The following is an 11303-nucleotide window of genomic DNA, read 5'->3' as shown; positions in this document are numbered from 1 at the left end:
CTGAGAAGACCCAGGATCAACTGGATCTTCAAGCCTGCCACCGTGTTCGCTCGCGGTTGGTGTCAAGGCGTACGGCGACAATCAATCAGATACGCGCCTTTCTTATTGAGCAGGGCATCACGGTCAGGGTCGGCGTGCGGGCGTTACGCAACTCGCTGTTTGAGATCCTCGACAACCGCGCGGATGAGATTTCGCCGCGGATGAGCCAACTGATCGTCGGCCTCTATGAAGACTGGCTGTGGCTCGATGAACGCATCGAGACCATCAGCGGCGAGATCGAAGAGATCAGCCGGAATGAGGCGAACTGCCGTCGTTTAATGAGCGTTCCGGGCGTCGGCCCCTTGATCTCCACGGCGGTTGTCGCGGCCATCGGCACGGGCGAGGCCTTTGAACGTGGTCGCGACTTCGGGGCCTGGCTGGGCCTGGTACCAAAGCAATTCAGCACGGGCGGTCCCCTCAATTCTCGGGCGCATCTCAAAGCGCGGAAGCCGATATCTTCGAACGCTGTTCGTACAGGCCGCCAATGTCCTCCTGATGAGGCCGCAAAATTGGTCAAAGTACAGCTTCGGAGACTGGCTCACCAACGCCGCCACACGGATGCATCGAAACAAGCTCGCCGCTGCCCTAGCCAACAAGCTCGCGCGGATCACCTGGAGCGTGCTGAGCTCAGGAAAGGCTTTCGACACCCACAGAACCGAGATCGAGGCCATATAGGCACCGATCTTCACCCAGTTCGCGACTAAGACGACGGCATGGAACGGAACGATAAACGCGCCCTGAGCCTGAGCGCCCAATTGGCCGATTGCCGGCCGATCCGCTAATGAGGCCAAAAGCGCGTGCGTATTCCCATCAAGGCCACGGCTCGCACGCCGATCAACAGGCCGGATACATATTAGCGACTTCTGCTATTCATGCGAAATCTTACTTGCGATCGGCAGCCGGTCCATACAATTGGGCGCGAATTGGCCGCTCTGACTAGACTGATATCGCCGAAACCAGCCGCATTCAGCGGTTTGCATGGAGTCTGGCTGGCGGTGCGGGGCCGCTTGCAGTAACATAGCAGCATAAATTCTATTGATTGGAAGCCTATGATTTTGCGGTCTGCCGACTTGCCAGATCCAACCGACCGACAATCGGTCGTACGCTTTGCAGCCTCGTTCAACGGCTATGACTATTTCGGATCGTTCGAAGCATGTGCAGATAATGCGAAACTTCGACGAAGAGAAACACTTATCGATTTGAGGAACGAGCTTTTCTTTAGCTTCCGAGCTGCCAACCATAGGGGAGACGATGGGCTGACGTCGACGTACCTTGAGTTGCTCCCCTATTTTCGACGGATTGTTAAGGACTAGTTCGACTTAAGGCGACGGGTTCGCCTGCATAATTGTAGGCCGCTTTGGAGTAGTCCGTCTTGCCTGCAGCCAGAATGACCGCTCGGGGCGCTCAGGTGCCACTTGGCCAAGGCGGGCTTTCCAAACGTTAGTGCTATCTGCAAAAGCGGACCTGTGGCTGCAATTCGACCCGCACTATAAATTGTGTGAGACGGTGTTCTGGCTTCGCATCTGAAATTCTGAACATCAAAATTCCGCTTTGCTCCGTACTAGGTTTGACACATCAAACTTCGGGGTCGTTCATGACACGCTTTGCACTTTCGATGCTCGCCACAGTCGGGTCGCTGACACTTGCCGCGCCAACATGGGCACAGGAATGGTCGGGCCCATATGTAGGGGTAGGCCTGGGCGACGTAAGCGTTGGCAAGAGCGATGAAACCGTCCGCTTCGATACCAATCTCGACGGCCAGTTTGGCGATACGGTCAATACGGCGGCGGGCGCCAATGCCTTCTCACCCGGTTTCTGCGGTGGCATGGCCGCAGGCCGGACCCCGGCTGAGGGCTGCATAGACGACCGGACCCGCGGTGGACCGTCCGTTAGTGCCGGTTACGATTGGCAGATGGGAAACTGGGTATTCGGCATCGTCGGCGATGCGACGAGCGTCGATATTATTGACAGTGTGTCCGCCTATTCAACCACACCGGCCGCCTATACCTTTACCCGGAAGCTGGATTATATCGCCGGCCTACGGGGCAAGGTGGGTTATGCCTCGGAAAACTGGCTCGTCTACGCCACCGGCGGAGCCGCCTGGACGGAGATAGAGCGGCAGTTCGCCACGACCAACGCGCTCAACAGCTTTACCGCCACGGATGGGGAGGATGAGGCCGGTTATCAAATCGGCCTGGGGTTCGAACACCGGATTGATAGTGGCTGGACGATCGGTCTGGAATATCTGCGCACATCCTTTGACGACGAAGCACCGATCGTACGCGCAGGGCCAAGCTCTAACACTTTTGCATCCAATCCCTTTCTCATCGTGAACAGCGCGGGCACCGATATGCGGCGTAGCGAAGACAAGATAGAAATCGATCAGGTCTCGGTCATCGTCCGCTATCGCTTCGGCGGCTGAGGGAGGGGAGGATGAAATGCTTTTGGGCGGGCCCGCTTGCGGCGGGCCTTGCATTTGGCTGTGCGCCGGCCTTCGGACATGATGGTACCGCCCATATTGAAGACGGATCACTCGACGCGACGGAAGTCTATGTCTTCGGCAAACGGCGCAATCTGATCGGTCAGGCGGCTTCGGCCAGCGAAGGGGTCATTTCCTTCGCACGTTTTGCCGACCGGCCTTTGCTGCGTCCGGGCGAACTGGTCGAGGCGGTGCCGGGCATGGCGGCCACCCAGCACTCGGGTAATACCAAGGCCAATCAGTTCTTTCTGCGGGGTTTCAATCTCGACCACGGGACGGACTTCTCGGTTTCACTGGATGGTGCCCCATTGAACCTGCGCAGCCACGGCCATGGGCAGGGGTATCTCGACCTCAACAGCCTGATTCCGGAAGTCGTAGAGACCATTCGCTATCGCAAAGGGCCCTATTACGCCGATGTCGGCGATTTTTCGAGCGCGGGCACAGCGGCGTTTCGCACGCTTGGTGGTCATGCGTCGTCCTACCTGCAAGCGACTGTGGGCGAGAACGGTTACGGTCGTTTTCTGGGTGTCACCAATCTGGGCCACGGCGGATTTGCAGCCATAGATCTGACCGGCTACCGCGGGGGTTACGACAATCCGGACCATCTGAAAAAAGCCGCTTTTATCGCACGCGTCGATCTGGATGGCATCGGTCTTTCAGGATGGTCGTTGACGGGATTGGCGCATGACGCCTCCAGCCGGGCAAGCAACCAGATCCCGCTGCGGGCGGTCGAAGGTCGTCAGATCACCCGCCTCGGGGCCATCGACACAAGCGATTACGGCGATACGTCGCGCTTTATCCTGTCCCTACAGCGCAGAGGCGCTGACGGCCTGGAGGCGACCGCTTACCTGCAATCCTACAGGCTCGACCTCTATTCCAACTTTACCTATGCCCTGCGCGATCCCGAAAACGGTGATCAGTTCCAGCAGGTCGACGAGCGGTGGATCTATGGCGGGTCGATCGTTCAAACTTGGCCGACGCTGGTTGCAGGTTTCACGATCCGCACCGGTGCCGAGGCGCGATATGACGATATCGGCCGTCTCGGGCTTTACTACACACGCGAACGCCAACGCTTGTCGACGGTGCGCGAAGATCGGTTGCGCGAATATTCCGCCGCCGTTTTCTCCGAGGCCTCAAGAACGTTCGGCCCGGTGCGGATAACCGCCGGACTGAGGTTTGATACCATAGGCGGCATGGTCCGCTCCGATGATCCCCGAAACAGCGGCGACGCCAGCGATAGCCTGTGGAGTCCAAAACTGACCGCTGCCTGGCGTGTATCGGACAGGCTGGAACTCTACGCAGATGCCGGGCGCGGCTTCCATTCCAACGATCTGAGGGGCGCAACCGTATCCGTCACGCCCGGCACGGACGATCCGACCGAGGCCGTTGAGCTTCTGGCGCCTTCGGAGGGGGCGGAAGTCGGTCTGCGCTATAGCCTTGGCCGGTTCAGCGCCACCGCCGCGCTCTGGCAACTGCATCTCGATTCGGAACTTGTCTACATAGGGGACGAAGGACACACTGAAGCGTCGGGTGCCACAAAACGGCAGGGTGTCGAGGTACTGCTCGATTATACGCCTCGGTCGGGCCTCAACCTCAACCTGACCGCCGCCGCGTCTAGGGCGAGGTTTGCCGGTAATCCCGAAGGGGGGAGCCGTATTCCCAACGCCCTCGATTACGTGGTGACGGCCGGTGTAACAGCGCGTCTGATGCCGCAGTTGACCGGCACCTTGACCGCGCGTGTGCTCAGTCCGTCGTCATTGGTTGAAGACAATAGTGTTCGCAGTAAAGCGACGACGCTTGTGAACGGGCTGCTGACCCAGGATTTTGGTCGGTTCAAGCTCAGGCTCGAAGTCCTGAACCTTCTCGACAGTCATGATGACGATATCCGCTACTATTACGAATCCCGCTTGCCAGGCGAAGCCGATGAGGGCGTCGCCGATGTGCATTTTCATAGCTTCGAACCAAGGACGGTGCGCCTGACGCTTCGCATACCGCTCAATCACGGATAATTTCTCCGGCCATTGATCTCCTGTTGCCCCAACGACGTAGAAGATAAGCCTGCCGTTACGGCAAGGCCAATCAAGGCGTGCGTGCAAACGGACGACGGGGTTCGGAGATCGAGATGGCTATGTGGCGAGTATTTAAACGCAACGCATTGAATCCTTATCGCCTTGCGCCCGTTAATAACGCGGGTATCAGGGAGCGAACGTATGGCCGACGTCTTGGAGGTCGCCCCAATGGCGGCAATGGCGGCAAGGCCGCCCGTGAGTGATGCGCGAAGCCTGAATCAGCTTCTTAAACGGGTAGCGCTGCGGGACAGGGCCGCACTCAAACTCATCTACGACCAGACCATGCCCCGCCTCTATGCGCTTTTGTTGCGTATGGTAAAGCGCCGCGAGACCGCAGACGATCTCATGCAGGATGTGTTTGTTACCGTGTGGACCAAGGCGCACCAGTTCGACGCCGCGCGCGGGAGTGCCGAGGTGTGGCTATTCTCAATTGCTCGGCGCCGGGCGATCGATCGCTTACGTATCAGTCACCGCGAAGCGTTGGGACTTGAGGAGGATATTGCCACGTTGGAGCCCACCTATGTTTGGCTGTCTGAGACGGTTGATATAGAGACCGCACTGACTGTTCAGCGGTGTCTGGCGACTTTGACACCGGACATAAAAAAGGCCATGCAGTTGTGCTATACGTATGGTCTCACCCATGAAGAGCTTGCCGCAGAGATGCGGGTGCCAGTGGGGACGGCGAAAACATGGGTGCGCAAGGGGTTGCTGCACCTCAAGGAGTGTTTGAAGGGATATGGCCGAAACTGACGACTGGCTGGCGGCGCGTTACGCCCTCGGTGTGGCCGACCTTTCGGAGATCGTCGCCGCGGAAGCGCTGAGGGACAGTGATCCGGCGTTTGCCGCCCAGATTGCGCGTTATGACAGCCTATTTTCCACATTGAGCGAGCGGCCTGAGCCGGTGCGGGCATCAGATGCCCTGTGGGATCGCATCGATCGCGCCATCGATGATGTTGAGCGGTCGCCCGACACGCAAACCGTACGGCCAGGCGAACTGGGATGGCAGCCTTACATTCCGGGCATTGACCGCAAGCTGCTTCATCTCGACAAGGCCGCCGGCATGCATATCGTGCTTTATAAGGTCGCGCCGGGCACGAGCGTTATGGAACACACGCACCTGATTACCGAAGAGTGCCTCGTCCTGGAGGGACAGATCGAGGTGAATGGCGTTGTCGTGCGCGCAGGCGAACTGCATCTCGGTTTTCCCGGTATTCGCCATGGTCCGCTGACCAGCCAGACGGGCGCCTTGCTCTATATTCGCGGTGACATGACCTTCCATCCTTAATGTGCTGACCGCTACACCCGTTTGCCGGGATCGTTCGTATAGGTAGGGACGGTTTCATTTGAAAGACGGGTAATGGCACAGAAAAGACCTATATTCTCACGCCTGACGGCGCTCATTTTGTCGAGCGGACTTGCCTTTAGCGCCACCCCGACACTGGCGCACGATTTCTGGCTTCAGCCTGAGCGCTTCAAGGTTGCGGCAGGTCAATCGACGCCCGTGACCTTACAGGTAGGCCACGGCGGCGACCGCCAGAAGTCCTTGATCCCCGTTGATCGTGTGGTTAGCTTTTACGACGTGACGGCAAAAGGGCGTCTCGACCGTCGAAGTGAATTGCGGTTAGGCGATCCGGACATGGACACGCGGCTGGCATTTCGAAACCCGGGCCTTCAGATTCTGGCACTCGAAACGACGGGTGCCTACAGCGAGTTACCCGCTGAGCGTTTCGAAGCCTATCTGAAGGAAGAGGGGCTGACTCCGGCGCTCGTGCAACGGGTCCAGACTCAAAGGACGGATCGGCCCGGTCGCGAAACCTATAGCCGCCGCGCCAAGGCACTGGTGCAGGCTGGTGCCTACAGCCCCGCCGATGATGCCGTCGTCGTCCAGCCTCTGGGTCTGACGCTCGAAATCGTTCCGGAGGTGAATCCGTACGCACCGGACTATGCCGGCAAGTTGCCTTTGCGCGTTTATTACGAAGGCCAACCCTTGCCGGGCGCGACCGTCATGCTAAATAATCTCGCTTTCGACGGCAAGCCGTTGGCCCGGATCGTCAGCGACCAGGACGGTCGCGTTGTGTTCGAAGTCCCGAAAACCGGAACCTGGCAGATCAACGTGGTCTGGACGAAACCGTTGGAGGCCGATCCGAAGCACGATTTCGAGACCGTGTTTTCCAGCCTGACATTCGGCTATCAATAAAAAGAAAGGCCTGCGCATCCGCGCAGGCCTTTTCCGTTCGTCCGCCAAGCCTAAAGCGGCGTCGGCTCAGCGGTAGCATCCACGGCGACGACGTCGCCAGCCACGACTTCGGCCGGATCGCTATTGGCATCGGCTTTAAAAGCAGCGTCGAACTTTGCACCATATTTGGCGGTTGCGCTGGGGGGCGGGGGCGTGACGATGGTCGTCGAACCGCCACCGCCTGCGCCACCCCCGCCGCAGGCGGTCAGGCCTGCGGCAAGACTGGCGATACCGGCGTAGGATATCAGCTTCTTCATCTTCGGTCTTTCTTACTGAGCGCCGGGTAAGGGCGTATTGAGATAAGGGAAGGCGTTTTGAAGGTCGTTCGCCGACAAAGGTGCACCATCGGTAAAGGGCACGTTGCCGACCGGGGCTTGCGCGGGTGTGCAGACACCGAGATTGGTCGGGGTGCCATTGATCGGGATAGGGTGACACAGAGCTCCCATGACGACGCGCAACGCAATATCGACCGTATCGTCACCGGGACGGCGACCATTCGGGAAACCGGCCAGATCGTCCCCGGCCACACCGAGGTTTTTCTGTGAAGCCCGAGGTGTCGGCGTGATTGCCGTGTTCAGGCGGAGCATCTCCGACGGTGTGACGGTCTTAAGCTGGTTCAGCGTCGGCACGCCGGTCAGGAAGGCCGCAACCAGATCGTTACGCGGGAAGTTGCTGGGCGCCAGATTGGCAATATTGGTGCCCAGCGTTGCATTGACGGGCGCGCGGAACAGGCTGTCGAGAATGGCCGGCAGGGTCGGATTGGTCACGTAGGCGGCGAACTGCGCATCGTCCGAAGGCTTGGATGCGTTGAACTTGTCCTTGTCGGGGACGCCGATAACCAGTTCGTTGACCAGCGGCATGCCCAGACGCGACACCTGAGTGTAGGCGCCGCCTGATTGCGAAGGCTGCTTATAGGTCGCGTTGGGGGCCAGCAGGCGGGCCTGCGGCAGGCTCGCCGTCTGCCAGGCACCGATGACCCCGTTGCCCGAACCGGTCAGGCAGGTAATCGCCACTTCGAGCGCGATCGAGGTGACGTTCTTCTTGCCGTAGAGCGTATCATTGGCGGCGCGATTTTGCTTGATCCCGCCGGGGAATCCGCCGCCGTCGCCAGCGCCCGGCGCGCTATCGCCCTCGATGGGCACGAAATTCACCAGATCGAAGACGGGGCCGATATTAACGGCGAACGCCTCGGCGCGTTGACCCACGAAAACCTTTGCCGGTGTCGAGCATCCCGGGAGGGTGACCGTATAGATGTACTGGTTGGCATAGGCGGCATAGTCGCTGAAGGTCTTGGTGCCAGCGTAGTCGAACGGCTTGGTGAAGCTGGTTGCGCCGCCGGTACCGGTCGCCATTGCCTTGGTGCCTTTGCGGCGATCGCCTGTGATGACGGTCAGGGTATAGGATTCGCTTTCCCCCAGTGCGGCGGTGCTGCCGGCGGCCAGCGGACCGGCATGTCGCAAGGGAATGGCATTGGTCGTGCCGGCAATGTTCAGCGTGACGCCCTTATCGCCTGCCAGAGTATTCGAGAATTTAAACTGGTAGGTGATGTCTTCCTTGGCGTCGCCGGTATTGTCGACGTGGATTTCATAAACCGCATCGGGGTCCATGGTGAAGTAGTTCGGCCCGCCGCCGGGATCTTGCAGCGGGATATAGTTGGCGATGAAGGTCACGTAGGCGGCCCGGCCCGGCTCGTAGCTGCGGAACATGTAGAAGTCCGTCGAGTCGACCTTCGGGGACTTGGTGATGCCGGGCGCTTCGCGGTGGCTGGAGGCCAGAACGGGCTGCGCAAAAATGGAAAGGCATAGAAGACTGACACTGGCAAACCGAGCCGCGGCGCGGCGCTTGGAACTATTGGTCACAAAACCCTCCTGACGATGATCGACCGCAATCGATATCGGCGGCCCTCGGTAGGCTTTACGGGGCATCCGGTGTTTTCGATGCCGCCAGAAGGAGAATTTCGTCAAAGGCCGGATCTTCGGCCAAAAGATCGGCCCAATGCCATTCGCCCGAACCGATCGCCAGTACAGCCGTACGATCACGATCCGGAACCAGAAACAGGACGGGGCCATAATTGATGCCATTCAGGCAGGCCTTTGGCGCGGCGGCCAGCGTCTTGATCAGCAGTCCCCTGAGCAAGGCCCGCCCGCCAACCAGCGTGTCATCAGACCACTTGCCATCCCACAGCATCACCGCATTGGCCACAGAGCGATCCGATACAGGTAGAGAGGACAGGCTATGCTGAATCTCGGGGCTGTTCGCCATTAACGCACTGAACGTCCCGCGCAGGTCGCATCCGCCCGCATCGCCATCGAAGGCGGGGGGCTGAAATGCCTGTAGCATCGTGCTCTCGGTTTCAGACAGCACCGGTTCTGACGTCGGTATGATAGCCGGCAATGGAGGAGATGGCGCTGGATCACCGCTCGCTTTTGGGACCGGCTGGGGGGCGGGTGTAGGCTCTACAGAACGAGGCGTGGTTTTCGAGGGGGCCACGAAAGGCGCGAGCGAGACCTCGAAAACCGGCCCTTCGGCCTCAAAGGGTGGAATGGACGGGTTTGCTTGCCAGGCGAACACCAGACCGACAACCGCATGCGTCGCTATGACGGCAAATGCCGCCAAGGACTTGGTCGCCCTATCGCTGCGATATGAAGGCCGCTCGTCCAAAGACCACATCCATTCCTGAAGACACACTTCCACTACGGCCAAACGCCGGAAATTGATTTGAAGGAATGATTTCTTTTTGACGCCGTGCAAAGCGCACGGGTTTGCTGAGGTCTATGTGATGTGAGATTTATGTGTTTCGGCGCCGCAATACCGACGCGATTTCAGCACACGCTAATGCGAAACACACGGAGAAACCCAATGCGCGTCATCTTCCCTTTGATATCGGTTTCCGCAATGGCAGGACTTGCGGCCTGCGCGTCTCTACCGGCCTCCGATGGGGCGGGCTCTATCTCACCGCCGCCGGCGAATGGTGAGTGTCGAGTGGATGACGCGAAAGCTCTTGAAGGACAGACCCTACCCACTGAGGTCAAAATCAAAGCGCTTACGGGGGCATCCACCGTCCGCGTTGTCGGCCCGAACGATATGGTCACTCAGGATTTCCGCGTCGAGCGCGTAACCATCATCGTAGATCCACTGACACGCAAGATTCTACGCGCGAACTGTGGTTAGGAGGGGCGGACACGGTGAGTGGCACGTTCGGTTAACACGCGGATCTGCCATCCTTTTGTTTGCGGGGGTATGAGTCACAATTAATTCCGATGCGGTCAGAGTTACAAACGCGGACTCAGATGGCACCTTTAAGAAGTCCAGAATCAACTGCTCGATGTTACCTCCGCTTAGGAGAGGTTGTCGCATCGATGTAATGTCCAGAATGGGCGCCCGGAAGTGATTGTCCGCCGAGCGCCTTAATCGGTTCATAGGTCAATCTGCTCAGCCATTTCCAGAGCATCATCAACCTCGATTCCGAGATATCTCACTGTGCTCTCTAACTTTGTATGCCCGAGAAGGAGTTGTACTGCACGTAGGTTACCCGTCTTTCGATATAGTTGGGAAGCTTTGGTTCGGCGCATGGTGTGGGTGCCGTACATGGTCGTCTCAAGTCCGATGCTTTCGACCCAAGTGTGGACGATCCGAGAGTATTGCCTCGTTGAAATATGAGGCCGCTGCTTTGATCGACCAGGGAACAGGTATCCGGGGCCGCCCGCGGGTAATTGCGTGAGTAACCGCTCGATTGATAGTCGAGTGTGTTCGGTGATCTCGAACTTTACAGCCTTGCCAGTCTTTTGCTGGATGACGGTCGCGCGGTCGCGGACTTTCCCGGCATGGCAGAGATCATTTACGCGAAGGCGCACCAGATCACAGGCCCTTAATTTACTGTCGATGGCGAGATTGAAGAGTGCGAGGTCTCTCGGTGATTGACCTAATTCGAGCCTCACGCGGATAGACCAGACGTGTTTGGGCTGGAGCGGCTTTTTCTGGCCAACCAACAGGCCTTTATTCCAAGGTTGGCTATGAGTAGATGATGGATCTTCAGACATGACGGTTTCTCCGCCGGCCCTCCCACCGCAACTCGCTTCTGCATACCAGCAGTATATCACGTCCCCAGCCGGATGAAATCAGCAACTAAGGCAGGGACGGACCACGTTAAATGTCCGCTTTAGAGCAAGAAAAGTACGGGAGAGCGCGATGTCCGCTAATGGAATGGACCGGCTGCTTCCCTTGCGAAGCAGTCGGCGTAGACTGCCTGGCTCCAACCGGAGAAGCATCCCATGGATACGAACATTCCTGAGTTAGCGTCGATAGGCATCGATATCGGCAAGGACGTGTTTCACCTTGTCGGATTTGGTACTGATGGTCAGATCGCTTTTCGCCGTAAGATCAAGCGGCTGGCACTGACTGAGACATTTAAAAATCTACCCCCGTGTATCGTCGGCATGGAGGCCTGCCTCAGCGCGCATTTTGTCAGTCGAACGCTTCG

At 58.6% G+C, this 11303-nt stretch carries 10 protein-coding genes and 2 pseudogenes; 8 read left to right on the top strand and 4 right to left on the bottom strand.

Going from position 1 to position 11303, the window contains the following annotated elements:
* The 6 genes and pseudogenes from ACK8OE_RS20415 to ACK8OE_RS20390 all read left to right on the top strand — a co-directional run.
* Positions 1-714: pseudogene (locus ACK8OE_RS20415) on the top strand (IS110 family transposase); the annotation flags it as partial.
* A gap of 919 nt (positions 715-1633) precedes the next feature.
* The gene (locus ACK8OE_RS20410; protein WP_410274156.1) at positions 1634-2461 is read left to right on the top strand and encodes an outer membrane protein; all 828 of its coding nucleotides are present in this window, start codon (positions 1634-1636) and stop codon (positions 2459-2461) included.
* A gap of 11 nt (positions 2462-2472) precedes the next feature.
* On the top strand, positions 2473-4527 hold the full coding sequence (locus ACK8OE_RS20405) for a TonB-dependent receptor (protein WP_410274155.1): 2055 nt from the start codon (positions 2473-2475) through the stop codon (positions 4525-4527).
* A 201-nt stretch (positions 4528-4728) separates the two neighbouring features.
* Positions 4729-5337 carry an RNA polymerase sigma factor gene (locus ACK8OE_RS20400; RefSeq protein ID WP_410274154.1) on the top strand — a complete coding sequence of 203 codons (609 nt, stop codon included), beginning with the start codon at positions 4729-4731 and terminating at the stop codon, positions 5335-5337.
* Positions 5324-5872: a cupin domain-containing protein gene (locus ACK8OE_RS20395; RefSeq protein WP_410274153.1), complete on the top strand. Its 549-nt coding sequence runs from the start codon at positions 5324-5326 to the stop codon at positions 5870-5872. The genes ACK8OE_RS20400 and ACK8OE_RS20395 overlap by 14 nt, the downstream gene beginning before the upstream one ends.
* A 72-nt stretch (positions 5873-5944) precedes the next feature.
* The gene (locus ACK8OE_RS20390; RefSeq protein ID WP_410274152.1) at positions 5945-6784 is read left to right on the top strand and encodes a DUF4198 domain-containing protein; all 840 of its coding nucleotides are present in this window, start codon (positions 5945-5947) and stop codon (positions 6782-6784) included.
* A 50-nt stretch (positions 6785-6834) separates the two neighbouring features.
* Here ACK8OE_RS20390 and ACK8OE_RS20385 read toward each other — a convergent pair whose 3' ends face one another.
* The 3 genes from ACK8OE_RS20385 to ACK8OE_RS20375 are packed head-to-tail and all read right to left on the bottom strand — an operon-like array spanning position 6835 to position 9163.
* On the bottom strand, positions 6835-7080 hold the full coding sequence (locus tag ACK8OE_RS20385) for a hypothetical protein (RefSeq protein ID WP_410274151.1): 246 nt from the start codon (positions 7078-7080) through the stop codon (positions 6835-6837).
* A 12-nt stretch (positions 7081-7092) separates the two neighbouring features.
* Complete coding sequence (locus ACK8OE_RS20380; RefSeq protein WP_410274150.1) at positions 7093-8682, bottom strand: DUF4331 domain-containing protein; 1590 nt, start codon at positions 8680-8682, stop codon at positions 7093-7095.
* A 55-nt stretch (positions 8683-8737) separates the two neighbouring features.
* Positions 8738-9163, bottom strand: a complete 426-nt coding sequence (locus ACK8OE_RS20375; RefSeq protein ID WP_410274149.1) for a hypothetical protein — start codon at positions 9161-9163, stop codon at positions 8738-8740.
* 450 nt (positions 9164-9613) lie between these two features.
* On the opposite strand from ACK8OE_RS20375, the gene ACK8OE_RS20370 reads away from it, so the two are divergent.
* Positions 9614-9994: an I78 family peptidase inhibitor gene (locus tag ACK8OE_RS20370; protein ID WP_410274148.1), complete on the top strand. Its 381-nt coding sequence runs from the start codon at positions 9614-9616 to the stop codon at positions 9992-9994.
* Positions 9995-10239: 245 nt separating this feature from the next.
* On the opposite strand, the gene ACK8OE_RS20365 is transcribed toward ACK8OE_RS20370, so the two are convergent.
* Entirely contained in the window at positions 10240-10863 is a 624-nt protein-coding gene (locus ACK8OE_RS20365) for a tyrosine-type recombinase/integrase (protein ID WP_410274147.1), read from the bottom strand.
* A 231-nt stretch (positions 10864-11094) separates the two neighbouring features.
* Here ACK8OE_RS20365 and ACK8OE_RS20360 point away from each other — a divergent pair.
* Positions 11095-11303: pseudogene (locus tag ACK8OE_RS20360) on the top strand (IS110 family transposase); the annotation flags it as partial.

The organism is Asticcacaulis sp. W401b (genome assembly GCF_046503825.1).
GTDB lineage: Bacteria > Pseudomonadota > Alphaproteobacteria > Caulobacterales > Caulobacteraceae > Asticcacaulis.
The sequence above is the reverse complement of the archived record's forward strand: the minus strand, read 5'-3'. Positions and strand labels throughout refer to the sequence as shown.

What these genes read in the sequence shown, in the direction of transcription:
- ACK8OE_RS20410 (WP_410274156.1), top strand. Translation starts at nt 1,634, where the DNA reads ATGACACGCTTTGCACTTTCGATGCTCGCCACAGTCGGGTCGCTGACA.
- ACK8OE_RS20405 (WP_410274155.1), top strand. Translation starts at nt 2,473, where the DNA reads ATGAAATGCTTTTGGGCGGGCCCGCTTGCGGCGGGCCTTGCATTTGGC.
- ACK8OE_RS20400 (WP_410274154.1), top strand. Translation starts at nt 4,729, where the DNA reads ATGGCCGACGTCTTGGAGGTCGCCCCAATGGCGGCAATGGCGGCAAGG.
- ACK8OE_RS20395 (WP_410274153.1), top strand. Translation starts at nt 5,324, where the DNA reads ATGGCCGAAACTGACGACTGGCTGGCGGCGCGTTACGCCCTCGGTGTG.
- ACK8OE_RS20390 (WP_410274152.1), top strand. Translation starts at nt 5,945, where the DNA reads ATGGCACAGAAAAGACCTATATTCTCACGCCTGACGGCGCTCATTTTG.
- ACK8OE_RS20385 (WP_410274151.1), bottom strand. Translation starts at nt 7,080, where the DNA reads ATGAAGAAGCTGATATCCTACGCCGGTATCGCCAGTCTTGCCGCAGGC.
- ACK8OE_RS20375 (WP_410274149.1), bottom strand. Translation starts at nt 9,163, where the DNA reads ATGCTACAGGCATTTCAGCCCCCCGCCTTCGATGGCGATGCGGGCGGA.
- ACK8OE_RS20370 (WP_410274148.1), top strand. Translation starts at nt 9,614, where the DNA reads ATGTGTTTCGGCGCCGCAATACCGACGCGATTTCAGCACACGCTAATG.
- ACK8OE_RS20365 (WP_410274147.1), bottom strand. Translation starts at nt 10,863, where the DNA reads ATGTCTGAAGATCCATCATCTACTCATAGCCAACCTTGGAATAAAGGC.